This window comes from Corynebacterium sp. HMSC035E02 (assembly GCF_001836065.1).
In the GTDB taxonomy this organism is placed as follows: domain Bacteria; phylum Actinomycetota; class Actinomycetes; order Mycobacteriales; family Mycobacteriaceae; genus Corynebacterium; species Corynebacterium hiratae.
In genome coordinates this window covers 1-23,965 of sequence record NZ_KV827354.1, presented here as the reverse complement: position 1 = coordinate 23,965, position 23,965 = coordinate 1, and the positions used below count along the sequence as shown (strand labels likewise).

Sequence of the window (23,965 nt, the reverse complement as noted above, 5' to 3'; positions counted from 1 at the left end):
GATGTGATCACTGTGTAGTTTCTGTGACGTCACTTCCCCCACCCACACGCAAGGATTCTCCATGGCCTTTTCTGAACAGCACTCCACCGGTTCCGCCCGTCGCGGCGTAGCCGGAATCACTGCTGCCCTGATGATGGGCCTGCTCAGCATCACGCCCGCGCATGCCGGCGCCCCTGATCTCTCCTCGCTGGTGAACGTCTCCCAGAGCAGCAACCCGCTGGACAGCCTCGGCCGTCCCACCCCGGAAACGCAGGAGCGCGTTCGTGCTTTCGCCGCACAGCCATGGATCCCGCAGGAGGCCCGCAGCGCCATCCTCACCGCGCTCAACTTCACTGCTGGTGAAGGCGGCGAGGGCGGCGTTGCCATGCCGGAGGGAAATAACCCCGGCTTCCGCCAGTTCTACTGGCCCACGGTCTCCGCGCAGTGCATCGGCGGGCAGGGCGACTCGGTGGGTTCCGCCATCGCCGTGCCTGGCCCGACTGATATGCCGGCCCCAGGTGCAGGTGAAGGCGAAGCAGTCTTCCTCTTCACCGCGCTGGGTACCCCGACCGCCGCTGAAGAGCAGGGCGACATGCGCGTCCAGTGGTTCAACCTGGACACCTTCCAGTTTGGCACCACTCCCCTGTTCAACAACGGCATCAACACCGATGGACCAACCACTGTCTCGGGCCGCGCAACGACTGGCAAGGGCACCGTCGTGGCGGTCCTCTCCGGTGCGGTCAACACTGCAGAATCCTCGTGTTCCTTCCCACCTACCGCGGCTTACCTCGAGGTGAACTAATGAGCACTGACCTGCACCCAGTCAAGCAAGAAACCTTTAATACCACCGACAACATCAACGTCGACCCGAAAGGTTTCCAGCGCGAGGTAGACACCTACCGGGTCACTGACTTTGGCCTCTACATGGCCCGCGGCGCTAACCACCCGCGCTTCGGCTACCTCGAGTCTTGGCTGCTGCCGGAACTCGGTCTGCGCGCCAACATCTTCCACTTCCGCGAGGGCATGGATGTGCACCAAGACTTCTACATCGACATCGCCGACATCGACGTTGACGGGGACGTGTGGACCACCCGCGATCTCTACGTCGACTTGGTCTCCACCTCCGGCGAGCCGGTCGATGTACTCGATATCGACGAGCTGGCCGCCGCCACCTCCAAGGGCCTCATCAGTGCCGAGGAGGCCGAGCGCGCCATGGAGCGTACCCTGACCGCCGTTGAAGGCATCACGCGCTACGGCGATAACGCCATGAATTGGCTGCGCACGCTAGGCATGGACCTTACCTGGGCAGAAGATGTGGAGCTCGTTCCTGCCGAGTAACCTAGGGTGAGTACTTCTCCCCTACCTTAAAGGATGTGAGTCATGGCCGGTGGCCTCTTTGCCCTGCTTGACGACGTCGCCCTGATCGCCCGCTCCGCTGCCTCCAGCGTCGACGACGTGGCAGCGTTGGCCGGCAAAACCTCGGCGAAAGCAGCGGGAGTCGTCGTCGATGACGCCGCTGTCACGCCTCAATATGTCCAGGGCGTCAAGCCGCAGCGTGAGCTGCCCATGATTTGGCGCATCACCAAGGGCTCGCTCATCAACAAGCTGGTCATCATCCTTCCCATCGCGCTCATCCTGTCCTGGATCGCGCCGTGGGCGCTCACCCCTATCCTCATGTGCGGAGGTACGTACCTGTGCTTCGAGGGGGCGGAGAAGATCTTCCATGCTGTCCTTCACCGCGGTGAGAAGGACGAAAAGACCGTGGAAGAAAAGGGCCCCGATGCCGAGGACTCCCTGGTGAAATCCGCTATCACCACCGACCTCATCCTGTCGGCCGAAATCATGGTGATCTCCCTCAACGAGGTCATTGATCAGCCCTTCTGGCTGCGCCTCGGTGCCCTGGTCACCGTCGGCGTGCTTCTCACTTTGGGTGTCTATGGCGCCGTCGGGCTTCTAGTCAAGATGGATGACATCGGCGTCGCCCTGCTCAAGCGTCACGATGGTGACTCTGCCCTGGGTACCGCATTGGTCAAGGGAATGCCTATCGTGCTCAAGATCATCGGCATTATCGGCACCGCCGCCATGCTGTGGGTCGGCGGCCACATCGTGGTCAAGGGCCTGAGTGAATTCGGCGCCGAGCAGCCATATGGCTTTATCCACCACGTGACAGAGAGCATCAACAACGGCGCCCTCGCCTGGTTGGCGGACACCGGCTTGTCCATGCTGTGCGGCTTTATTCTGGGCGCCGTCATCGTCAGCATTGTCATGGCGGTCAAGGCCACCGCCGAGCGCGTGAAATAACCTCTAAATAAACAGCGCGAGTGAAACCGCCATCACCGCCATACCGGCTATCAGCCCGTAGATGGCGCAGTGGTGTTCGCCGGTCTCCTCTGCCGTGGGCAGAAGCTCATCCAAGGAGATGAACACCATGATGCCGGCGATGACGGCAAAGCTGATGCCGAACGTCATCGGGCCGATAAATGGCATCAGCAGCGCGAAGCCAATGAGAGCGCCGAGGGCTCGGCCAAGCCAGATAGCGTGGCCCACCAGAAGGCCCTCTTCCGCGAGCCCGTCGCGCTGCGCAGGGGCACTGCGACCGCAATGCCCTCGGGGATGTTGTGGATGGCGATAGCCACGGCGACGGGGATGGCGATCTCCGGGGCTTCGAGGCCTGAGAGAAACGTGGCAAAGCCTTCCGGGAAGTTGTGGATAGCCAGCGCGAAGGCGGTGAACATGCCGGTCTTCATCAGCCGTTTGCGCCGCGCGTCCTCCTCGGTGGTGGCCGGCTCGTGCGGGTTAATCTCCTCGGGCACAAGGCGGTCAATGATGGCAATGATCGCAATACCCGCGAAGAATGCCGCCATCATCGTCCAGGTGGCGCGCGCTTCGTCCCCGAGGGTGCTTTCTAGCTTCTTCAGGGCCTCCGGCAGGATTTCCATGAAGGAGACGTAGAGCATCACACCTGCGGACAGGCCCAGGGCAGCGGCCATGAACTTCGGGCCAGGTTCTCTCTTGCCTACGGCGAGGGCGCCTCCGATGGACGTCGACAAGCCCGACAGCAGCACAAGGCTGAAAGCGAACGCGATGGTGGCTAAGTCCATAGTGGGAAACTATAGCGTGTCTAACCCGGCCTCTGCGTAAGCTTGGAAGGAGTCCATCGTATCCCATCTGACTCTTGAGGTGACTGTCGCAACCATGGTGCTGTATCCGCTGGCTCCGTCTTATTTTGGTGTCGAGCACGTCGCGATTCTTGAGCACGTCAACTTTTCCACCGCACTGAGCATCCCGGGGTTGGCGCAGCAGCCTGCGCTCGTCGACGTGTCCTTGCTCCCCGAGCCCACAACGGGAGGCTGGCGTGTGCGCTCGGATTTTGGTTTTCTAGGCGCGCTCGATGGCGAGGAGTCCGCCGAGTATCCCGCTCTCAACCGTCTGCGCACGGCGGCGATGACTCCAGCAACACATGCCACCGTCGAGATCGTTGACGGCGAGATAGAAGTTGCCGTTGCTCTGGGCCTCGACCCGTGGATGATTCCCGCAAACAATCAACCGGCGGGCACCGCCCTGCTCAGCGGGGGCCACGGCGCCCTCGTTCGCGTCGTGGAGGGAGAGCTCACCGCGCATCAGCTGCGCGAGATGGGCACCAAGCAGTTCTTCGTGACGCTCGCGCTTCTCGACGACACCGTCCTCGCCACCCACGACAACCTCGTCCTCGGACCGTGCGCGGAGCTCTCCGATGCCCCGGCGCTGGCCGCCGCGTTCGCAGCTGCTTCCCAGTCCGGGGCTTCCCTCGCTGCCCGCGCTTATGCGGCTGGAGGGCGCATCGCCGTGGACCTTCCCCTCGACCCCGCAGACGCTGCTGAGCTCTTCGCACCCGCGGTCCCGCCGTTGCCGCTCGACCCGGAGAAGCCCGCCATCCCCCCGGCACTCGACCCTGATGCCGACTGGGAGTTCACCACGCCTGCGGATCCCCTCGCCTCACCGCTGCCCACCGGCTCACGTACCTTCACGTCCCCTAAAGACACCTTTTAACTGGCACCTTATGCACTTGCGCTAATTCATTGACCTGGGCTTTCTCCGAAACCCGCCCGCAAACGGTGCCTTTACTGTGGTTCCTTTCCCCCTGATTTTAAGCCGCACCGAGCGGCCGGATGCCATCGATTTCATCAGCGACGGCATCCTCAGCCACCTCCAATTCATAACGGCTTTGCAGGTTAAGCCAATACTGCGGTTCGATTCCGAAGTACTTTCCTAGCCGAAGAGCGGTATCTGCAGTGATTCCACGCTTGCCGTGGACAATCTCATTAATCCTCCGCGGCGGAACGCCAATTTCTACAGCCAGTTTGTGTTGTGCAATCCCAAAAGCCTCGATGAAATCTTCATTAAGCACTTCGCCGGGGTGAATCGGCGGATAAAGCTTGGTACTCATAACTGTCCTTAGTGATAGTCCTCGATAACAACGTCCGCTGGGCCGGCCTCGGTCCAGCGGAAGGTAATCCTCCACTGCTGATTGACCCGGATACTGAATGTTCCTTTCCGGTCACCTTTCAACGCTTCGAGGCGGTTACCCGGTGGAACTCGTAAGGAGTTCAGTGAAACAGCAGCATCGAGCTGATGGAGTTTTCTATTAGCAGTTTTGTGGATTCTCGGATCAATCCGCGGCGACGCTTCGCGTAATCAGACAAGCTCGGTATCACGGTTACCGAAAGACTGAATCATGGGTTCACCCTACAAAACATAACGGTGACCGTCAATGACGGTCACCGTTAAGCCATTGAAGACACTTGCACCCTTCCAGTTTTCTCAATGGCCCCCAAAGGCACCTTTTAACTGGAACCTTATGCGCCGTAACTAATGTTACGACCTGGGATTTCTTCGAATACCGCGCCCAAATGGTGCCTTTATTGTGGTTCCTTTGCCTCTTCACTGAATGCAAAGCGCTTTCCGTCCACCAAACGGGTCGCGCCGGTGGCATCGAGGTGCTCTAAGAGCGGAATAGCAACCCGGCGCGTCGTTCCCAGAGCCTGTCGCGCCTCCGAGAGGGTGAAGGGCTGTTCCAACTGCGCAACCACGCTGAGTGCCTCGCGCCGAGCGGAAGGCAAAAGCACAACGCCTTTGTCCAGCCGGAGCACGCGCCCGGCGCGCTCGGCCGCAGCGAGCTCCCTGGGGCCCAGTCCCAATTCCTTGAGGTCCGCAGCCTCCGGGGCGGCGAAAGGCTCAGCGCGCAGGCGTTGCTCAAGCTCAGCCACGGCCCTCTCCGCAGGTCCAAGGTCGACGGTCTGTCCGGGCACGCGCAGCACGCCATCGACCGATTCGAGCTTGGCGGCTGCTACCGCCAGTCCCAGCAGGGACGGCTCCGACACGTTCAGCGCGTCCATGGCCGCCGCTTTCGTCAGTCCCGGGGACAGCGGGTTCGCCGCAGCATGTGCTCCCACAGCCTCAACGAGGGCATTCTTCCATGCGGTTACCTGGCGGGCGGCAATCCACCACTGAGTGAGTTCGATGACTCCTGCCGGCTTTTCCTCTACCGAAAAGCCATCGCGCACGAGGTCTTCATATGCAGCGTAGCCGCAGCGCTTGAGCCACTCGGACGGGTTCGCCGGTTCTAAAACTTCTAGCTCAGCTGCGCGCTTCTTCGCATCACCACGTCTGCGCAGCTCAGCCGGGTGCATGTCCACGACTTCGAAGCCCGCCGCCACGTGCCGCCCGCCGGGGCTGCGCACCACGAATCTATCGAGCAGCGTGAGAGGTAGCGGGCTTTCCAGTGTCAACCGCGCGAATTCACCGCCTAAAGGCCGCAGACGGGCACCGACCCCCGCCGTGCCAATGTGCACCACGAGGTTCTGGGGAAGCTCGGTCATCGCGGTCCCAAAAGTGCGGCGAATATCCACGGTATCAAGCACCCGCCACCGCTCGGGGCTCAACAGTGCATCCCCGCGATGAACCTGGTCGGCGGCCACCCCACGGAGGTTGAGCGCTACACGCGTAACCGGACCAGCGCTGTCCACCGACGTGTTTTCACTGTGCACTCCGCGCACCGTCACGAGTTGCCCGCCAAGCTCCATCTCATCCCCCACCGAGACAGTCCCCGCCGCCAGCGTTCCCGTCACCACGGTGCCAGCACCCTTCACGCTGAAGGCGCGATCGACCCACAACCGCACGCGTGCTTGGCAATCCGGCGCGGGCATAGCGGCGAGCACCTGGTCTAACTCGGCGCGAAGCTTTTCGACGCCCTCGCCGGTCTTTGCGGAGACTTCGACCACGGGAGCGTCGGCAAGCGCTGTTCCCGCCAGCTCTGCCTTGACCTGCGCGGTGACCTCAGCGCGGCGGGCAGCGTCTGCCTTATCCGCGCGGGTCAGCGCCACCGCGCCGTGTTCGATTCCCACGGCGCGCAGGGCATCCCGGTGGTCGGTGGACTGCGCTTGCCACCCTTCATCGGCCGCCACGACAAAGAGCACCACCGGCGCGGGCCCCACCCCGGCCAGCATGTTGCCCAGGAACTTCTCGTGCCCCGGCACATCGACAAAAGCTACGTCAGCGCCGGAGTCCAGCTTCATCCACACGAAGCCCAAGTCAATGGTTAGGCCGCGCCGCTTCTCTTCCTCCCAACGATCCGGCTCCATTCCCGTCAGCGCCTTCACCAGGCTCGACTTTCCGTGATCCACATGCCCGGCGGTCGCCACAACGTACACCTACATCACCGCCTGAATCGCAGCAATAAGCTCCGCGTCCTGCGCCTCCGGCACGCAGCGCACATCCACCAGGCAGCGTCCCTGGTTCACGCGTGCCACCACAGGAGGCTCGCCCAACCGCAGTGGACGCGCCAGCTCCTCTGGCAACGCCACAGCCCAGCCCGGCAGCGGTACCTCGGGCGCCCCGCCGCCGCCCACACGCCCGGCATGCTCGACAACCTCGCCGCCCACCGCCGCGGCGACCTTCTCGGTACGCTCGCGATGACGTTTAGCGTCAGTGTGCAGCGCATCCTGCACGGCGTTGGAGGGAGTGGCAAGGGAGGCCTCGAGCGCGTTAAGCCGCAGCTTGTCGATGCGCACCGCCCTCGCCAGCGGATGTTTCTTACACGCGGCGATCGCTTCCTTCTTTCCCACAAGCACGCCGGCTTGCGGTCCGCCGAGGAGCTTATCCCCCGAGAAGAGCACTACGTCCGCGCCATCCCGAAGAGCCTCGCTGGCGGAGGGTTCCTCAGGAAGCACCTCATCGGGTGCGAGCAACCCTGAGCCGATATCCACGATGAGCGGCAGATCTGTGAGTCTGCGCAGGGCTGCAACCGACACAGAAGACGTAAACCCACTGATCAAGAAGTTCGAGGGATGCACCTTGAGAATCGCCCCGGTGTTCTCCCCGAGCGCCCGCTCGTAGTCCGCCACGTGGGTGCGGTTCGTCGCGCCCACCTCCCGCAGCCGTGTGGCCGTGGACTCGATGAGCTCCGGCAGACGGAAGCCCGCACCAATCTCAATAAGTTCGCCGCGGGAAATGATGACCTCCTTGTCCGGGGCCAAGGCGGCGGTCGCCAGCAACAGCGCGGATGCCCCATTGTTGACCACCAGTGCATCCTCCGCGCCGGGGCAGGCAGCCAAGACAGCGTCGACCGCGCCACGGCCCCTATCCCGTGAGCGCAGGCCGCTGTCTAAATCCATCTCAACGTCCGTATAGCCAGCTGCTGCCACGAGCGCATCCACCGCTGCCGGCGGCAAAGGGGCGCGGCCCAGGTTCGTGTGGATGATCACGCCCGTGGCGTTAATGACGCGGCGCAAGGAATAGGGCTGTGCTACTTCCAGCCTGTCGGCCAGCTCCTCTTGAATGCGGGTGGGGTCGAGGGAGCCGGAGCGGGCGTCGGCAAGCACGGCATCGATGGTCGCCCGGACCGAGTGCGGGGCCAAGCGCTGGTGGGCGTCCTGCACCGCTGGGTACTGGAGGATTTCATCCATCTTCGGGATGAAGCGGCGGGGGTCAGTCATCAAAGTTCCTCCTAGCTGCGCTAATGGCGGAGACGGACAGGAATCGAACCTGCCAGACCGAGATACTCGGCCTCACCGGTTTTGAAGACCGGGGCGCCCACCAGGACACGTACGCCTCCGTCTGCTCACCATACACGCGGCTAGAATGGCCCCCATGTCTGACATCACACTTACCTCCTTTGCCGCCGGTGGCGGCTGCGCCTGCAAGATTCCTCCGGGAGAGCTCGAATCGGCCGTCGCGGGCCTCGTGGGCACCGCGGACCCCAACGTGCTGGTCGGGCTTGACGACGGCGACGATGCCGCCGCCGTGCGCATCCCAAACGGCCTCGCGGTCATCTCCACCGCGGACTTCTTCACCCCGATGATCAACGACCCCTATGACTGGGGCCGGGTGGCGGCAGCCAATGCGCTTTCCGACGTCTACGCCATGGGCGGCACTCCCATCACCGCCATCAACCTCGTGGGCTGGCCGCGCGAGAAGCTCGGTCTTGATGTATTGCGCGAAGTCCTGCGCGGTGGCATGGATGTGGCCAGCGAGGCGGGGATATCCATTACTGGTGGACACTCCATCACTGCCCCGGAGCCCACGTATGGTTTGGCTGCCACGGGCATCGTCCACCCCGACAAGATTATGCGCAACGACGCCGCCGAGGCGGGCCTGCCCATCACGCTGACCAAACCAATCGGTGTGGGCATCCTCAATAACAAGCACAAGGCCACCGGTGAAGTCTCCCAGGCCGCGGTGGATTCCATGACCACGCTCAACCGCGACGCTGCCGCGGCCGCCGTAGCCGCGGGCGTGCGCGCGGCCACGGACGTCACTGGCTTCGGGCTTCTGGGCCACCTCTACAAGATGTGCCGCGCCTCCGGTATTGGTGCGGAGCTGGATTTTTCCGCTGTTCCTGCGGTGGACGGCGCCATGGAGGCCCTGTCGGAGGGCTTCATCCCGGGCGGCTCGCGCCGCAACCTGGATTGGGTCCGCCCCCACCTCGACTCAGACTTGAGCGAAGAGGACTTGATCTTCCTCGCCGATGCCCAAACCTCGGGTGGCCTGCTGGTCATCGGCGAGGTTCCTGGCTATCCGGTCATTGGGCGCACCGTGACGGGTGAGGCGCGCATTACTATCCGCTAGTCACCGTCGAGTGCGTGAGGCCTTCTGTCTGGCGGCGGGCCTCAGCACGGCGCTTCTGCGGGCCGATGCTTGTCGACGGATCTTTCACCGCCTCCAACCCCGCATTGAGCACGCCGAAACGAGTGCAGGCAGAACCCGCCAGAAGCGCCAGGCCGGAGACCACCGACACCGCGCGCGACTTTGTGACCGACGCGATTGCGGTTCCCACCCCGCCCGCGGCAATGAGCGCCTCGGAGGCCTTCATGAGTTTCCCGGGTGTGCCTTCGTGCAGCGGGCGCAGAGGCTCTGGCTCCATGTTCGCTTCCATGACACGGGTCGCGGCCAGATCGGTCGCCGCGGCAGTGATACCGAGTACTCGTGCCGCGCCAGCATTCTCCACCGGGGTAAAGACCATGGCGGCACCCGACGCCGCAGCCGAAGCCGAGGACACGAACACATAAGGCAGATGCTTCTTCGCGTCATTCCACGTCGGGTTTGACGTGTTGGCCAACAGCACCGCCGTGTAGCCCGCCAGCGGGCCACCAAGCACGCCGGCGACAGCGCCTGCTGGACCCGCCGCCTTATCGAGGAGGCGGCGAAGCGACTTCGGCAGCACACCGCCGACCAGTTCGTCCGCTTCCTCGACCGCCGGCAGGGCCGCGGCGGAAGCGAAGCTGCCCAGGATCCACGAGCCGATGGACATCGGCGAGGTCACCTTGAAGACGCGGAACATGTTGAGCAGGCGCTCTGGGCGGCCGAGGTCGAGCACCAAAAAGACCGAGCCTACCGACGCCGCGGAGAAAGCCGTCATCCGCGTCGAGCGCTTCAGCGGTGCGTTCCCAGTGGCCTGGGCACCGGCGGCCAACATCGCAGAACCGCCGGCCACGCCGCCGAGGAAGAGATAGCCGCCGATGGGCCACTCCCACGGCGGGGCCTTGACTACGGGCTTGCCGTAATACGAGGAGAACTCGAAGTCCTCCGCCATACGCTCTTCTTTGGAACCATCCTGTGCCCCAGCGCCGACTCGTCCACGCTGGCGCTTCTTGCCGCCGTCTCGCCTGCGCCTAGGCTCCTGCGGCGGGCGGTACTCATCGAACTCGCTCACTTGCGGCCTCCCAACATGAATGCCCCGGCCACGGCCAGCGCCATTCCTCCGATAGCTTTCACTGCGGTCTTGTACATCTGCGGCAAATCCGCCGTGGGCACGCGCGGATCCGGCGGCAGCCCGTAGACCTCTGGGGAATCGAGCAACAGGAAAATAGAACCCGTTCCACCGACCCCATCCTGGGAATTGGCGCCATAGAGACGAGCCTCGGTCAGCCCCTGCTCGTGCAGGACGCGGACGCGCTCCTTCGCGGCAGCGAGCATCTCCTCGTAAGGGCCAAACTGGATGGAATCCGTCGGACACGTCTTAGCGCACGCGGGCTGCTCGCCGATCTTGAGGCGGTCATAACACATGGTGCACTTCTGAGCCACGCCCAAATTCTTGATCGGCATCGCCTGCCCCGGAATATGGTCAGGCCCTTGGGGTTTCAGCTGCTTCAGCTTTGCCAGCACGTTCACACCCGCGTGGTCAGGGACCTCATAATCCACGGTGGCGGTCTTGTCCGCCTTCAGCGTCACGCCGCCGTCATCGCGGCGCTCAATGACGCCGAAGGGGCAACCGGCCACGCACGTACCACAGCCATTGCACACGTCGTCCTGCACCACGACGGTGCCGAACTCGGAGCGAAAGAGCGCGCCCGTCGGGCACACGTCCAAGCATCCAGCATTGGTGCAGTGCTTGCACACGTCGGAGGACATGAGCCAGCGAAAATCATCGGTATCTGGGGTGACGCTCGGTGCGGACACCGTGGGCAGGCCCAGCGAGACAAGTTTGCGCCCGTCCTCGCGTGCCTGCTCAATACGCTCGTTGTTTTGCTCGATGAAAGCCACGTGGCGCCACGTATTCGCGCCTAGCCCACCGGTGTTGTCATAGGAATTACCGGTGACCGCATAACCCTCCACCGGGTTGCGATTCCATTCCTTGCACGCCACCTCGCAGGCCTTGCAGCCGATACATACCGAGGTATCGGTAAAGAACGCCATGCGCTGATAGGACCCATAGCCATGCCGATCAGCCTTTTCGGTGAAAAGATTAGCCATTAGTCCTCCTTAGCTTTCTTTGCCTTCATAGTCTGCTTCGTTGCCAGCTGTGGAATCATCACCAGTGTTTTCTGCAGAAGCAGTGTTCTCTTCCGTGCTGAAAGCGTCTGAGACATCGAGGATCCGGTTACCCGAATCTACAGTGAGGTGCGCCCGCTCTTGGTATTCGCGCAACAGCTTGACGCGTGCTTCGCCACGCGGACGGCGGCCCGGCTGGATATCGCATGCCCCCACCTTGGAGTTCTGGATGAACACGTTCGGCTCTAGGGTCAGGCCCAACAAGTCGTTGGCGCCATCGCCGGCCACCTCGGTGGTCTCCGATTCTCCGTAGTGATACGGCAAGCCGATCTGGTGGAAGTCCTCACCATTGATGGTGAGCATCTCCATGCGGTCCGTCACCAAAACCTGAGCCTCGATGACGCCGCGCGGGGACACGATGGTGGCCCACTCGCCGTTGACCAATCCACGCTTGGCGGCCAGTTCCTTGTCCACCTCGCAGAAGAGCCCCGGCTGCAACTCCGCCAAGTAAGGCAGGCGGCGTGACATCGCGCCCGAGGTGTACATCTCCGTCAGACGGTAGGTGGAGAAGACAAACGGGAACACGTCCTCGCCCCGCTCCCCTGGCTCGGGGCGGGAAAGGTTGTCCGCGCGTTTGATAGTCAGGCGCGTCGGTGACTGCTGCTGCTTGTACAGCGCGTTGTGCACCGGTGATTCTTGCGGCTCGTAGTGAGTCGGCAGCGGTCCGTCGGACAGCCCCTTCGGCGCGAACAGCCAACCCAAGCCATCCGGCTGCATAATGAAGGGATCATCACCGTCCAGGGCGTCGGGGCCGACGGCGTCGACAGGCGCGACGTAGTCCGGGCGCTTGGTCACCGGGAAGTCCGGGACATCATCGCCGACCCACTTGCCCTGGTCCTCGTCCCACCAAATGTACTTCTTGCGCTCCGACCACGGAGTGCCATCCGGCTTGGCGGAGGCGCGGTTATACAGAATGCGGCGGTTGGCCGGCCAGACCCAACCCCAGTCGAGTGCTACTTCATTCTGCTCCGAACCCGGAACCTTCTTCGCGGCATGGTTGATACCGTCCTTGTACACGCCGGTGTAGATCCAGCAGCCGCCGGAGGTGGAACCGTCGGCCCGCATCTCCGTAAAGGCCGGCAAAAGCTGGCCCTTCTTAGGCCCATCAAGGTAGTAGCCGTTGATCTCACGCAGAATCTCATCCGAGCTTGGATCGCCGTGCTCATCCTCGGTGTAGTCCCAGGTGACAGACTTGATCGGCAGATCGCGCGGATCAGTTGAATCCGCGAGGCGCGCCCGAATCTTCTTGCCCAGCTGGTAGAAGAACCAGGCCTCACTGCGGGCCTGGCCCGGCGGCGGAGTCGCCTGGAAGCGCCACTGCACCATGCGCTGAGTCTGGGTAAAAGTTCCGGACTTCTCCACGTGCGTTGCCGCAGGCATGAGGAAGACCTCGGTGGCAATCTCCTCGGTCTTGAGCTCGCCGTTCTTGACTTCCGGCGAATCCTTCCAGAAACTTGCCGTTTCAATCTCCTGGAAATCGCGGACAACCAGCCACTTCAGCGAGGCCAGTCCGCGGCGCTGCATGCCGCCGTTGGACTGCGCCACCGCCGGGTTCTGGCCAAAGACAAAGTAGCCTTCCACCTCCTTGCGCAGCATGGCCAACAAGGTCTCATACGTCGAGTGCGCACCGGACAGGCGCGGCATGAGGTCAAAACCCCAGTTATTTTCCTTGGTTGCGGCGTCGCCCCAGTAGGACTTCATGAGCGAGACCGCGTAGTTCTCACCCAGCTGCCAGAAACCCTTCTGGTCTTCCTGCCGGAAGGAATCCAGGTAATCTTCCCAGGTCTCCTGATCCGCGTGCGGCATGGGCAGGTAGCCCGGCAGCGAGTTAAAGAGGGTCGGAATATCGGTCGATCCCTGAATCGAGGCGTGCCCGCGCAAAGCCATGATCCCCGAGCCAGGTCGTCCCACGTTGCCCATGAGCAGCTGCAGGATCGCCGCGGTACGGATGAACTGTGCGCCCAGGGTGTGCTGTGTAAAGCCCAGCGCGTAGGCGAAGCACGTGGTGCGCTCCGGGGTGGAGTTCTGCGCAATCGAGTCCGCCAAGTAGTAGAAGTCCTCCGGCGAAATGCCACAGGTCTCCTCCACCATCTCCGGGGTGTAGCGCGAGTAGTGGCGCTTGAGAATCTGGAAGACCGTGTTCGGATCCTCCAGCGTCAGGTCCTTCTCCACGTTCCACGAGGAGCCCTCAGGCTTTTGCACGTACTGCCACGAGTCCGTGACGTACTTGCCTTTCTCCGCGTCGTACCCGGAGAACAAGCCCTCCAAATCCTCGGTGTCCTGGAAATCCGGCGAGATGATCGACGCCGCGTTCGTGTAATTCACCACGTAATCGTGGAAATACAGGTCATTATCCAGCACGTACTTGATAATCGCGCCGAGCAGCACCACGTCCGTGCCTCCGCGAATGCCGATGTGGCGGTTCGCAAAGGCAGACGTACGTGTGTAGCGCGGATCCACGTGGATAATGCGCGCACCACGCTTCTTGGCTTCCACGACCCATTGGAATCCCACGGGGTGGCATTCCGCCATATTAGAACCCTCGATGACGATGCAGTCCGCATTCGCCATATCCTGCAGCGGTTGGGTTGCGCCGCCGCGGCCAAACGACGTTCCTAGACTAGGAACAGTGGCGGAGTGTCATATGCGCGCCTGGTTTTCCACCTGGATCGCGCCGGTGGCGGTAAACAGTTTCTTAATGAGGTAGTTCTCCTCATTATCTAGCGTCGCACCACCCAGGCCCGCAATGCCCATGGTGCGGTTGAGACGACGCCCGTGCTTATCGACGTCCTCCCAGTGCCTCGCGCGCGCCTCCACGAAACGGTCCGCGATCATATCCATCGCGGTTTCTTCGTCGAGCTCCTGCCATTCGGTGGCATAGGGCGCTCGGTACTTGATCGTGGTGATGCGTGTCGAGGAATTAATAAGCTGCTCAGAAGCAGAGCCCTTGGGACACAGGCGGCCGCGGGAAATCGGGGAATCTGGGTCGCCCTCGATTTGGATGACGCGGTCATCCTTGACATAAACGCGCTGAGAACAACCCACTGCGCAGTAGGGGCAGACCGACTGGACGACGCGGTCCGCGTCAACGGTGCGTCCGCGCAGGTCTTCACTCTTAGCCGACTGCGTGGACACGTCGCGGCCGAAGGCATCCTTGTTCCGGATTTGGCGCACAACGGGCCAATTCAGTGGGCTAAAACGTGACATGATTCAAACCTACTGGCTTGGCCTTGCGTTTTCCACCCTGTTCAAGACCAGAAAATACTGAACAAACCCAAAACGCGAAAAGCTGGAGCTTTGCAGCTCCAGCCTCTTAGCCCTTAACCGAGATTACTTGCGGGTCTCGGTGATGCCGTCGGTATCGATTTGCTCCTTGCGCAGATCCTCGGTGTGGGTCTCGGTGTCCTTGATGGTCTCCTTGGAAAGGTTAACCTTCTCCACCGGGACGGTCTTCTTCTCTACATTCACGCGCTCTTCGTGCAGGGTGACGGAAGCTTCCTCCGCGCCGTTATCACCGATGGTGCCGGTGTAGTTGGCAGCGTCAGCCTCGGAAATCGGGGTGCGCTCGACGCGAACCTCTTCGCGCTCAACCGGAACCTCGACGGTCTCGGTATCGGTCACGACGTACTTGCGCAGGCGCGCCTCGCCGGTGGCCACGCGCTCCTTGTTGACGTCCAAGCGCTCCTCGGAGCGGATAACCTCGCCCTCATTGTTGGTGAGGTTGCTGCTGGTAGCAGCAGTCTCATCCTTAGCGTGTGCACCTGCACCAGCACCGGCAACACCAGCGCCAGCTACGCCAGCACCGGCAACGCCAGCGCGCTCATCACGCTCGTCACGGTAGGTGGTTACGTCCTGTGCGTTCTCGAGGTCGTAGTGCTTGAAGATGTCCGCCTGCGCCTCAGGAGTCAGCGGCTTATCGGAGTCAAAATCCGGCGCGTTCTCGATGCGGTCCTTAGAGAAAGCCAGCTTGAGCTCATCACCGGTGAAATCGTGACCACGGAGCGGAACCAAGCTGGAGCTCATACCGAACAGACCGTGGTTGACCTCAACGAAAGTCGGCTGACCGGACTGCTCGTCGACGAAGACCTCCTTGACGGAGCCCAGCTTCTCGCCGGCCTTGTCGTATGCGGTTGCGTTAAACAGATCCTTGATGTTCTTACCCATTGTTTCTCTAAACCTTTCTACATTTGGTCTATATCTCGATGGCAAACGATAGCTTTCATCTCTACCCCCATAAATCCCAGGGGATTGGGGGACGATTTGCTATTTCGTTTGCATTGACACCCACCATACGGACGAAACTACAATGCGCCACCGCCGCATCCCCTTCTTTTGTCAAAATCGCGCGTAGCCGCAGGTCATATTAGCTATAACGATTAGATTACAGACTATTTGAGCACCTCAAACGCCCACCAGTCCCCACTCTGCACTCCCGCCCCATATCCTAGAACGAAACATTAAGGCGCTAACTTGCGCCCGCAACATAGCGCCCAACAGCGACTCTCTACGCAACCCCTTACGATTCCCAAAGGCACAGCCAAGAGACGTTAGCTACCCCCGCCCCAGTTTCCGAGTTCATTAAATGGTCTACTCCCCCAATCGTCACACCGCCATACCTGAGTACCCTGAACACCATGAACCAAACTGAACACTTCGAGCTCAAAGTCCCCGGCGGCAAACTACTCGTCGTCGATCTCGATATTGACGCCGACAGCACCGTTACCGCAGCCAAGGTCTCTGGCGATTTCTTCCTCGAACCGGAAGAGGCCTACGAGGCACTAGCCCCAGCGCTGGTCGGCATCACTACTGCCACAAGCACCGAGGACATCCAATCCCGCCTCGATGCCGCGCTTGCGCGAATCGATTCACCCGTAGCTCTCCACGGATTCGACACCCACCACCTAGCTGTCACGGTCAAGCGCGCGCTGTCAGGCGGCACCGATTTCACCGACCACAGCTGGGAGATTCTGCGCCCAGGAGTTCTGCCTACCCCAGTAAACGTTGCCCTCGATGAAGTCCTCCTCAACGAAGTCGCGGAAGGAAAGCGCGGGCCCACGCTCCGCTTCTGGGAATGGGAGGACCGCGCCGTCGTCTTCGGTTCCTACCAGTCCTATGCCAACGAGTTGGACCAGGAGGGCGTCGACAAGCACGGCATCATTCCAATACGCCGAATCTCCGGTGGCGGTGCGATGTTCATGGAGGGCGGCAACTGCGTGACCTATTCCCTGTACGCCCCGGACTCGCTCGTGGCCGGCTATTCCTACGAGGCCAGCTACGAGTACCTGGACCAATGGGTACTCGCGGCACTTGGCAAGCTTGGCGTCAACGCCTGGTACGTGCCGATTAATGACATCACCTCGGACGGCGGAAAGATTGGCGGTGCCGCGCAAAAGCGCCGCAAAGGTGCGGTGCTCCACCACACCACGATGAGCTATGACATCGATGCGGACAAGATGATGGAAGTCTTGCGCATCGGCAAGGTCAAGGTCTCCTCCAAGGGCCTGGCCAGCGCAAAGAAACGTGTGGACCCGCTGCGCCGCCAGACCGGCGTGCCCCGCGAGGAAATCATCGACACCATGGCACGCGAGTTCGCCACCCGCTACGGCGCCGTCGACGCTGAGCTTTCCGACGACTCCCTAGCCGCCGCCCGGCGCCTCGTCGACACCAAATTCCTCAACGAAGAGTGGACTAAGCGCATCCCATAATTTGCAGGGGAATTTCTGGGCAGCGTACGGTGTTATAAGTTCTAGTGAACCGATCGGTATAAATCTACCGAACCATTTGGTCCATTTCTATACAACACTGTCTAGAAGGAAAATCTCGTGTCCGACACTTCCTCCCGTGCATCCTCGCGCACGCTGCCCTCTTGGGCCACCGGCTTTGGTGCCCAGGTCATCGCCGGCCTCATCATCGGCCTGATCCTCGGCTTCATCGCCTCCGGCATGGAGTCCGAGTGGCTCTCCGATACCCTGTCCGGCGTTGGCGGCGCGTACGTCCAATTGCTCAAGGTGATGGTCCCGCCGCTCATCTTCGCGGCCGTCGTCACCTCGGTTGCTAACCTGCGCAAGGTGGCTAACGCTGCCTCGCTGGCAATCTCCACCCTTATTTGGTTCGCCATCACGGCCTTCTTCTCCGTCTTGGCTGGCATTCTCGTCGCCCTCGTGATGAAGCCAGGCGTAGGCACGACTGTCGACGCCTCCACCGCCGCCGATCCTTCCAACGTTGGCTCCTGGACCGCCTTCCTCCAGCAGCTCGTCCCCTCCAACTTCTTTGGACTCAAGGCCTCGCTAAGCGACGGCGAAGTCTCCCTCAGCTTCGGCGCCCTTCAACTCCTTGTCATTTCCTTGGCCCTGGGCATCGCCGCGGTCAAGGCCGGCAAGGCAGCCGATCCTTTCCTGCGCTTTACCGAGTCCTTCCTCAAGGTCATCCAGGTGGTCCTGTGGTGGATCATCCGCCTCGCCCCGATTGGCACCGCCGCCCTCATCGGTAAAGCCGTGGCCACCTATGGCTGGGATGCGCTCAGCTCCTTGGGCAAGTTCGTCCTCGCGATGTATGTCGGACTCGCCCTTGTCATTGCCGTGGTCTACCCTGCTGTTCTGGCTTTCAACCGAATTCCAGTCATTGGCTTCTACAAGCGCGTATGGCCAGTCTTCTCCCTCGGCTTCGTCACCCGTTCCTCGATGGGCGTTATGCCGGTGACTCAGCGCTTTACGGAGAGGGCCATGGGCGTGCCTCGCGAATACGCCTCCTTCGCCATCCCGCTAGGCGCTACCACGAAGATGGACGGCTGCGCTTCCGTCTACCCGGCCATCGCCGCCATCTTCATCGCTCAGTTCTACGGAATTGACCTTTCCCCAACCCAGTACCTCCTCATCATCTTCGTTTCCGTCATTGGTTCCGCAGCTACTGCAGGCACGACAGGTGCCACCGTCATGTTGACGCTTACCCTCTCCACGCTGGGCCTCCCGCTGGCAGGCGTCGGACTCTTGCTTGCCATCGAACCCATCATTGATATGGGCCGCACCGCCGTCAATGTCACCGGCCAGGCGCTGTGTGCCACCATCGTCGCCAAGCGCGCCGGCATCCAAGATCAGGCAACCTGGGATGCTGCCGAAGGCGGCGTCAATGACATCATGAACGCTGACGAGAACGACCGGGAAAGCGTGAACGCTTAGAAAGTAAGTGACGTGGGACACACATAGTTTCTGTACGGTGGAAGCTATGTCCACGTCAACCCAAGCACCACCAGACCCCGATTCCACACAACACCGCAGCGCTATCAAGGCGTCCTTCATAGGAACCTTCATCGAATGGTTCGACTATGCGGCCTACATTTATATGTCGGCCATTATCTCCCGGGTCTTCTTCCCGGAGATGGAAGGGCGCCGCGCGCTCATCATGACATTCGCGCTCTTTGCACTCTCCTTCCTCGTCCGCCCGCTCGGGGGAATTGTGTGGGGACACTTTGGTGACAAACATGGACGAATTCAAACCCTGACGGTATCGATCACGATGATGTCGCTGGCAACAGCCGTGATCGGCTTCCTGCCCAGCTATGAAACCATCGGATTCGCCGCCACTCTGCTGCTTCTGCTTTCGCGTATGGTCCAAGGTTTCTCCGCAGCGGGCGAGTATGCCGGCGCAGCCACGCACCTGGCGGAAATCGCTCCGACGCATAAGCGGGGTATCTACGCCGCAATCGTGCCTTCCGCCACGGCATCAGGCCTGCTGCTGGGTTCTCTCATCGCGGCACTACTCACCGGCGTACTAGACGACGATGCTCTCATTTCTTGGGGTTGGCGCGTCCCCTTCCTCATCGCACTACCTCTGGGCCTTTATGGCCTGTGGATTCGCCGCAACGCCGACGAGTCTTCCCGCTTTGAGAATCAAGATGACACGGAAGAATCCCCTCTTCGCGAGGTCATCAAATACCCCAAGGCCCTGGCCATCGCCTTTTCGGGCGCGGTTCTCAACGCCATTGGCTTCTACGTCATCCTGACCTATCTACCCACTTACCTCTCCCAGGAGCTGGGCATGGCGGAGACACCTGCCTTCATAGCGTCCTCCGTCGCTTCCGTGTTCTATGTCGGCTTCGCACTTCTCACCGGCCTGCTTTCGGACCGCCTGGGACGCCGCACCACCATGCTGTGTGCTGCACTTTTCATGGGCCTCTTCATCGTCCCTGCCTTCATGCTCCTAGACGGCGCTGGGATTCTCCTGGTCATCATCATCCAGGTGTGCCTGGGCGGCGTGCTTGCGCTTAACGACGGCGTCCTCCCCTCCTTCCTCTCCGAACAGTTCCCCACCCATGTTCGCCTTTCCGGCTTTGCACTCACCTTCAACACAGCTAACGCTGTCTTCGGCGGCACAGCGCCCATGATCGCCACCTGGCTTATTGACAAAACAGACAACCAACTCGCCCCGGCGTATTACCTTGTTGCCGCTGCGATTATCACCGGCGGAGGCGTTCTCTTCGCCTCCAAGCGGAATCGGCTAAAAGAGATCTAACCCACCGCCTCACTCTCCCCCTCCTGGTAGTAACTTCCATCAACGACCCACACTTGAGCTTCAGGCAGCGTCAATCGTCCGACCGCTAGCGATCCGAATTGTCGTTTCAGACGACGAGCAGGGCCGCACGAATTGACTTCCGGCCTGATGCCGCTGTACCAACCTGTCCTGATAGGCGGGCGCCTCGTTTGCCAGAAGATGGGCAAGGTTCCCTCTCCCCCTTGCTTTTTGGGAGTCCTCGGCCAGCCACGGGATCGTGCCTGGCCGGTCCTCGGTCGAGTTATTGTCCGGAGTTGGTGTGCAGCAGTCGGGTTCCCCGCTTTGCCCGGGGCCCTCGCCTGTGGGCGGCGTTCCCTGTCTGATGCGCAGTCTCCTGCGCCGGTTGAGGGCGGCCAATGCCGATGCGAGCACCACGGCTGCGGCGAGGGCTGCGATCAGGGTGCTGTTGTCGCTGATCCAGGCGCTGGCGGCGGCTGACCATACGGCGAGGCTGTTGGCCTGTGCGGTTCCGCCGGTGGCGGCGGGATACCAATACCAGCTGAGGTAGGCGCCGGTTATGGTGAGGATGAAGGCGGCGATGCGGTTGCTGTGCTTGGCCAGGCCGGTGATTCTTCGCCCGAGGGCGGCCCCGGCGATGGCCGTGCCTGCCGAAACGAGCATCAGGACAGTGGCCGAGCCTGCGGCGTAGGCGGCGAAGACCGCGAGCAGCCCGGCGTAGCTGGCGACGGCCTGGGCTTGGGCGATCACGGCCAGGAGCACCCCGAGGGTGCAGCCGAGGGATGCTGCGGCGTATCCGATCCCGAAGGCCACCATGCGCCCGGTTTTGTGACCTGCCCCTGCGGCTTCTTGTGTGCGGGGTTTCGTGGCCCAGGCCGGCAGACGGAGCCGTGGTGTGAGTCCGGTGAGCATGGCCAGGCCCAGCAGGAGAAGGATCACCCCGGTGGCCATTCCCAGCCAGGGCGCTGCGCTGATCAGGGTCCTGGCGCCCGCGCTGACGATCAGTCCGAAGGCTGCCAGGGTCCCAGCGAAGCCGAGGCTGAGCGCGAGTCCGGCCCGGAGCCCGTGGGCCAGACGCAGCGCGAGCGGGCGCGTCCGGGCGTCCCCGATGGTCTGGGCTATCCAGGCGGGCAGGAGGGCGAAACCGCAGGGATTGACCGGGGCAATCATTCCAGCGGCGAAGGCCAGGGCAAGCAGGGCTGTCATTGGGCACCGGCCTTGGTGAGTTCTTCTTGGATCTTTTCCGCAGACGGGTCGGTGGCCCGGAAGGTAACGTCGCCCTTCGCGTCGACCACCACCAGGGTGCTTATGGAGGTGACCTTGTACCGGGTGGTCAGTGTGGCCTCGGTGTCGATGACGGCAGGGAGCTCAGGGGCCTTGATGTAATCGCGGAATCCGTTGATGGTCTCCTTCGGTTCTCGGGGGTCCACGTCCACCAGGAGGTAGTCGGCCGAGCTTCCCAGGGCCGTGGAGGCCTTGTTCAGGGAATCGGCCCCTTCCGCACACTCACCGCATCCGGCAGAGAAGAAGAACAGTGCTGCGGGCTTACCGTCCGGGATGGTCCGGGTAGTGCCGTCAATGTCGGAGACCGTAACAGCAACGGCACCGGCCGCGTCGGGCGACGAACCGCCTGGCGCGGCCGACGGGCCGCTCGGTGAGCTGGCGCAGGCGGTTGTCAGTGCCATGACCGCTGCCAGAAACAGGGCGGAGGCGAGGTGCCTGGGCCGGGGAACGGACAGAGAACGGCGGGATCTCGGGTATGTCATAGTGTCTGGTGGTTCCTTCCAGGAATGGGGATGGGGACTCAGGCGGTACCGTGGTCGGTGCGGTGGTGCTCGGGGACAACAGATAGGTGAGGGCCTGGTCGGTGGCGGTCAGGGCATTCCTTTGCTTCGGTAGTGGGGGCTTGGAGCTCAGGCGCAGCAGGAGAGCTCGGAGACGTCGGTGGTGAAGGCCTTGGCGGCGATCCTGATGCCCTCGGCCATCGTCAGGTAGGGGCTCCAGGCGGCGGCGACCTGCGCGGTGGTCATGCCCGCTTCGAGGATGTAGACGCCGGCGGCGGCGATTTCCCCGGCGTCCTTGGCCACCGCGGAGAGGCCCAGGATCCGTCCGGTGTCGCGGTCCGCGACAACCTTGATGAAGCCGCGGGTGTCGCGGTTGACCACGGCTCGCGGCACGTACTCCAGGGGGAGGACCCGGCACTCGCAGCTGATCCCGGCGGCGACAGCTTCCTTTTCCGTCATCCCGACCGCCCCGATGGCGGGACTGGTGAAGGTGACCCGGGGCAGGTGCCGGTAGTCGACCTCGGCCAGGGCATCGGTGAACGCATTGTCCACGGCCAAGGCGCCGTGGGCCGCTGCGACGTAAACGAACTCCCGATGGCCGGTCGCGTCCCCGGCGGCCCAAACCCGCGGGTTGGACGTGGCCAGGCGGGAATCGACCACGATCTCGCCGGATGCGCCGGTCTTCACCCCGACGGCGTCAAGGTCCAGTCCCTCGGTCACCGGGCGGCGGCCCAGTGCCACGAGGATGCGGGAAGCGCGGAACACCTCCTCGCCCCCGGCCACGTTTGCCGTCACCGAGACCCCGTCCGGGCCGGAGGCCACGGAGTCGGCCATGGCCCGCCGGACCACCCGGATCCCCTCGTCGGCGAACACCCCCGCCAACGCCTTGGATGCCTCCGGTTCCTCCTGCGAGGCCAACCGGGAACGGACCAGCATGGTCACCCGGGAGCCCAGCCGGGAGAAAAGCTGTGCCATCTCCAGGGCAACATAGCCTCCGCCCAGGATCAGCATTGATTCGGGCACCTCGTCCAGTTCCATCGCCGTCGTCGAGGTCAGGTACCCGGCCTCGGCCAGTCCGGGAACGGGCGGCACGTAGGGTGCGGAGCCAGTGGCCACGAGGTAGTGCCCGGCCTCGATCGTTCTCACTGCACCATCCGGGGAGATCACCCGGAGCAGCGGTGCGTCCTGGGTTCCGGTGAACGACGCGTCCCCCGAGATCATCGTCCACCCGTAGTCCGCGGCCAGATCGACGTACTTCTCCGTGCGCATGCTTTCAACCAGCGCGGCCTTGCCCTGAATCAGGGCCGGCATGTCCACCGGGCCCGCCGAGGCCGCCACCCCAGGGAAGCGGGCCGAATCCAACGCCACGTGGCGGGCCTCCGCGGCAGCCAGGAGCGCCTTCGACGGGACGCAGCCCGTGTTCACGCATGTCCCGCCCACGGTGCCGCGCTCCACCATCACGACGCGCTTGCCCAGTCCGGTGGCCCGGATCGCGGCCGCAAACGCTCCGCCGCCGGAACCAATAATCGCCAGATCGAACTTTTCGTTTGTCATTCCAGATGTCTCTTCCCTGTGGTTCAAAAGTTCCTATGGAACCATTGTGAACCTTCCAGTACAATGGAAGGTCAAGTGTGGTGGCCATTGGAAGGGGAATCGGCGAACATGAGGATCGGACAGCTTGCGGAAGCAACCGGAACCACGACCAAGACCCTGCGGTTCTACGAGGAGTCGGGGCTGCTCCCTCCGGCCGAGCGATTGGCCTCCGGCTATCGGGACTACGCCGAGGATGCCGTGGGTCGGGTCGGGTTCATCCACCGGGGCCAGGCCGCCGGGCTGACCCTCGCCCAGATCCGCCAGATCCTCGACATCCGCGACGGCGGCCAGGCGCCCTGCGAGCACGTGCGCGACCTGCTTGACGTGCGCCTCGCTGAGATCGAGCAGCAGATCGCGCAGCTCTCCGTGCTGCGCGACACTATCGCGGACCTCAGACAGGACGCCGCACACCCGGACCCTGAAACGTGCAGCACCGATCAAGTGTGTAGGTACTTGTAATCCAATTGGGCACACCTCCTTAGCAACCACGCTATGCGAGAGTTGCAGCTCGACGAGAGCCAGGATGACAGGATTAACCGCCAGGAGCTATCTATAAATAGGGACTATTTCTTACCTGGAAGTAACATTTTGGCGGTTGAGGATAATACCTTTGGTGCATTTTGAGCCAAAGTAAAAATAGTCCCCTACGGGAAGACGGAAATAAGACAGTTCCCGGTGGACAAGAACAGTCTTCGCGAGCAGGTAGTTGGTGGGCCCTTGCGTTCATAATTCTGTGCACCATCACCACCATGATCGACAGGCGAAAACCAGGTTCTTCGGGTGGGTTGGCCCGCCTT

General features: G+C 62.3%; 19 protein-coding genes, 1 tRNA gene and 2 pseudogenes. 9 read left to right on the top strand and 13 right to left on the bottom strand.

Annotated features, from left to right (window positions below; genetic code table 11):
• Positions 1-61 precede the first annotated feature (61 nt).
• Genes HMPREF2635_RS08795 through HMPREF2635_RS08785 form a run of 3 tightly spaced genes read left to right on the top strand, consistent with a single transcriptional unit; the run spans position 62 to position 2,280 of the window.
• Positions 62-781 carry an Rv1157c family protein gene (locus tag HMPREF2635_RS08795; RefSeq protein ID WP_070821606.1) on the top strand — a complete coding sequence of 240 codons (720 nt, stop codon included), beginning with the start codon at positions 62-64 and terminating at the stop codon, positions 779-781.
• On the top strand, positions 781-1,317 hold the full coding sequence (locus HMPREF2635_RS08790; RefSeq protein WP_070821605.1) for a ribonuclease FAU-1 family protein: 537 nt from the start codon (positions 781-783) through the stop codon (positions 1,315-1,317). Before HMPREF2635_RS08795 ends, HMPREF2635_RS08790 begins: the two co-directional genes overlap by 1 nt.
• 42 nt (positions 1,318-1,359) lie before the next feature.
• Entirely contained in the window at positions 1,360-2,280 is a 921-nt protein-coding gene (locus HMPREF2635_RS08785) for a DUF808 domain-containing protein (RefSeq protein ID WP_070821604.1), read from the top strand.
• 3 nt (positions 2,281-2,283) lie between these two features.
• On the opposite strand, the pseudogene zupT reads toward HMPREF2635_RS08785, so the two are convergent.
• Positions 2,284-3,080 (bottom strand): annotated as a pseudogene (gene zupT / locus HMPREF2635_RS08780) (zinc transporter ZupT).
• Positions 3,081-3,159: 79 nt separating this feature from the next.
• Between zupT and HMPREF2635_RS08775 the strand changes: the two are divergent.
• Complete coding sequence (locus HMPREF2635_RS08775) at positions 3,160-4,008, top strand: hypothetical protein (RefSeq protein WP_246824872.1); 849 nt, start codon at positions 3,160-3,162, stop codon at positions 4,006-4,008.
• Between the two features lie 97 nt (positions 4,009-4,105).
• Here the strand turns inward: HMPREF2635_RS08775 and HMPREF2635_RS08770 are convergent, their stop codons facing one another.
• The 5 genes from HMPREF2635_RS08770 to HMPREF2635_RS08755 form a co-directional block, all read right to left on the bottom strand.
• Positions 4,106-4,405, bottom strand: coding sequence for a HigA family addiction module antitoxin (locus HMPREF2635_RS08770; protein WP_070821603.1), 300 nt, complete (start codon positions 4,403-4,405; stop codon positions 4,106-4,108).
• A gap of 8 nt (positions 4,406-4,413) precedes the next feature.
• The gene (locus tag HMPREF2635_RS13045; protein ID WP_246819861.1) at positions 4,414-4,632 is read right to left on the bottom strand and encodes a type II toxin-antitoxin system RelE/ParE family toxin; all 219 of its coding nucleotides are present in this window, start codon (positions 4,630-4,632) and stop codon (positions 4,414-4,416) included.
• Between the two features lie 245 nt (positions 4,633-4,877).
• Positions 4,878-6,668 (bottom strand): selenocysteine-specific translation elongation factor, encoded by a 1,791-nt coding sequence (selB, locus tag HMPREF2635_RS08765; protein ID WP_070821602.1) that lies wholly within the window; start codon positions 6,666-6,668, stop codon positions 4,878-4,880.
• Entirely contained in the window at positions 6,669-7,952 is a 1,284-nt protein-coding gene (selA, locus tag HMPREF2635_RS08760; RefSeq protein WP_070821601.1) for an L-seryl-tRNA(Sec) selenium transferase, read from the bottom strand.
• Positions 7,953-7,976: 24 nt separating this feature from the next.
• Positions 7,977-8,071, bottom strand: a tRNA-Sec gene (locus HMPREF2635_RS08755).
• A 35-nt stretch (positions 8,072-8,106) separates the two neighbouring features.
• Between HMPREF2635_RS08755 and selD the strand changes: the two genes are divergently transcribed.
• Positions 8,107-9,084: a selenide, water dikinase SelD gene (gene selD / locus HMPREF2635_RS08750; protein WP_070516789.1), complete on the top strand. Its 978-nt coding sequence runs from the start codon at positions 8,107-8,109 to the stop codon at positions 9,082-9,084.
• Here the strand turns inward: selD and nrfD are convergent.
• The 4 genes from nrfD to HMPREF2635_RS08725 all read right to left on the bottom strand — a co-directional run bounded on the left by nrfD (position 9,074) and on the right by HMPREF2635_RS08725 (position 15,450).
• Entirely contained in the window at positions 9,074-10,168 is a 1,095-nt protein-coding gene (gene nrfD, locus HMPREF2635_RS08745) for an NrfD/PsrC family molybdoenzyme membrane anchor subunit (RefSeq protein WP_070821600.1), read from the bottom strand. The two genes, selD and nrfD, sit on opposite strands and share 11 nt — an antisense overlap.
• Positions 10,165-11,208, bottom strand: a complete 1,044-nt coding sequence (locus tag HMPREF2635_RS08740; protein ID WP_070821599.1) for a 4Fe-4S dicluster domain-containing protein — start codon at positions 11,206-11,208, stop codon at positions 10,165-10,167. The genes nrfD and HMPREF2635_RS08740 overlap by 4 nt, the downstream gene beginning before the upstream one ends.
• Before the next feature lie 9 nt (positions 11,209-11,217).
• Positions 11,218-14,493 (bottom strand): formate dehydrogenase-N subunit alpha, encoded by a 3,276-nt coding sequence (fdnG, locus tag HMPREF2635_RS08735; RefSeq protein WP_246824871.1) that lies wholly within the window; start codon positions 14,491-14,493, stop codon positions 11,218-11,220.
• A gap of 123 nt (positions 14,494-14,616) precedes the next feature.
• Positions 14,617-15,450 (bottom strand): PRC and DUF2382 domain-containing protein, encoded by an 834-nt coding sequence (locus tag HMPREF2635_RS08725; RefSeq protein WP_046648257.1) that lies wholly within the window; start codon positions 15,448-15,450, stop codon positions 14,617-14,619.
• A 470-nt stretch (positions 15,451-15,920) separates the two neighbouring features.
• Here HMPREF2635_RS08725 and HMPREF2635_RS08720 point away from each other — a divergent pair, with 470 nt between their 5' ends.
• From HMPREF2635_RS08720 to HMPREF2635_RS08710, 3 genes are all read left to right on the top strand, one after another.
• Positions 15,921-16,991, top strand: a complete 1,071-nt coding sequence (locus tag HMPREF2635_RS08720; protein WP_046648256.1) for a lipoate--protein ligase family protein — start codon at positions 15,921-15,923, stop codon at positions 16,989-16,991.
• 117 nt (positions 16,992-17,108) lie between these two features.
• Positions 17,109-18,461, top strand: a complete 1,353-nt coding sequence (locus HMPREF2635_RS08715; RefSeq protein ID WP_070821597.1) for a dicarboxylate/amino acid:cation symporter — start codon at positions 17,109-17,111, stop codon at positions 18,459-18,461.
• A 46-nt stretch (positions 18,462-18,507) separates the two neighbouring features.
• A complete protein-coding gene (locus tag HMPREF2635_RS08710; protein ID WP_046648253.1) occupies positions 18,508-19,794 on the top strand; it encodes an MFS transporter in 1,287 nt (428 codons plus the stop codon).
• 249 nt (positions 19,795-20,043) lie between these two features.
• On the opposite strand, the pseudogene HMPREF2635_RS08705 reads toward HMPREF2635_RS08710, so the two are convergent.
• From HMPREF2635_RS08705 to merA, 3 genes and pseudogenes are all read right to left on the bottom strand, one after another.
• Positions 20,044-20,997, bottom strand: a pseudogene (locus tag HMPREF2635_RS08705) (cytochrome c biogenesis CcdA family protein); the annotation flags it as partial.
• Positions 20,994-21,476 carry a TlpA family protein disulfide reductase gene (locus tag HMPREF2635_RS08700; protein WP_083311901.1) on the bottom strand — a complete coding sequence of 161 codons (483 nt, stop codon included), beginning with the start codon at positions 21,474-21,476 and terminating at the stop codon, positions 20,994-20,996. The pseudogene HMPREF2635_RS08705 and the gene HMPREF2635_RS08700, both read right to left, overlap by 4 nt.
• 228 nt (positions 21,477-21,704) lie before the next feature.
• Positions 21,705-23,129 (bottom strand): mercury(II) reductase, encoded by a 1,425-nt coding sequence (merA, locus tag HMPREF2635_RS08695; RefSeq protein ID WP_046648249.1) that lies wholly within the window; start codon positions 23,127-23,129, stop codon positions 21,705-21,707.
• A gap of 108 nt (positions 23,130-23,237) precedes the next feature.
• On the opposite strand from merA, the gene HMPREF2635_RS08690 reads away from it, so the two are divergent.
• A complete protein-coding gene (locus HMPREF2635_RS08690) occupies positions 23,238-23,627 on the top strand; it encodes a heavy metal-responsive transcriptional regulator (RefSeq protein WP_004601215.1) in 390 nt (129 codons plus the stop codon).
• Positions 23,628-23,965: the final 338 nt, after the last annotated feature.

What these genes read in the sequence shown, in the direction of transcription:
- HMPREF2635_RS08720 (WP_046648256.1), top strand. Translation starts at nt 15,921, where the DNA reads ATGAACCAAACTGAACACTTCGAGCTCAAAGTCCCCGGCGGCAAACTA.
- HMPREF2635_RS08785 (WP_070821604.1), top strand. Translation starts at nt 1,360, where the DNA reads ATGGCCGGTGGCCTCTTTGCCCTGCTTGACGACGTCGCCCTGATCGCC.
- HMPREF2635_RS08795 (WP_070821606.1), top strand. Translation starts at nt 62, where the DNA reads ATGGCCTTTTCTGAACAGCACTCCACCGGTTCCGCCCGTCGCGGCGTA.
- merA (WP_046648249.1), bottom strand. Translation starts at nt 23,129, where the DNA reads ATGACAAACGAAAAGTTCGATCTGGCGATTATTGGTTCCGGCGGCGGA.
- HMPREF2635_RS08710 (WP_046648253.1), top strand. Translation starts at nt 18,508, where the DNA reads ATGTCCACGTCAACCCAAGCACCACCAGACCCCGATTCCACACAACAC.
- HMPREF2635_RS08725 (WP_046648257.1), bottom strand. Translation starts at nt 15,450, where the DNA reads ATGGGTAAGAACATCAAGGATCTGTTTAACGCAACCGCATACGACAAG.
- HMPREF2635_RS08690 (WP_004601215.1), top strand. Translation starts at nt 23,238, where the DNA reads ATGAGGATCGGACAGCTTGCGGAAGCAACCGGAACCACGACCAAGACC.
- HMPREF2635_RS08770 (WP_070821603.1), bottom strand. Translation starts at nt 4,405, where the DNA reads ATGAGTACCAAGCTTTATCCGCCGATTCACCCCGGCGAAGTGCTTAAT.
- HMPREF2635_RS08790 (WP_070821605.1), top strand. Translation starts at nt 781, where the DNA reads ATGAGCACTGACCTGCACCCAGTCAAGCAAGAAACCTTTAATACCACC.
- HMPREF2635_RS08740 (WP_070821599.1), bottom strand. Translation starts at nt 11,208, where the DNA reads ATGGCTAATCTTTTCACCGAAAAGGCTGATCGGCATGGCTATGGGTCC.
- selD (WP_070516789.1), top strand. Translation starts at nt 8,107, where the DNA reads ATGTCTGACATCACACTTACCTCCTTTGCCGCCGGTGGCGGCTGCGCC.
- HMPREF2635_RS08700 (WP_083311901.1), bottom strand. Translation starts at nt 21,476, where the DNA reads ATGGCACTGACAACCGCCTGCGCCAGCTCACCGAGCGGCCCGTCGGCC.
- selA (WP_070821601.1), bottom strand. Translation starts at nt 7,952, where the DNA reads ATGACTGACCCCCGCCGCTTCATCCCGAAGATGGATGAAATCCTCCAG.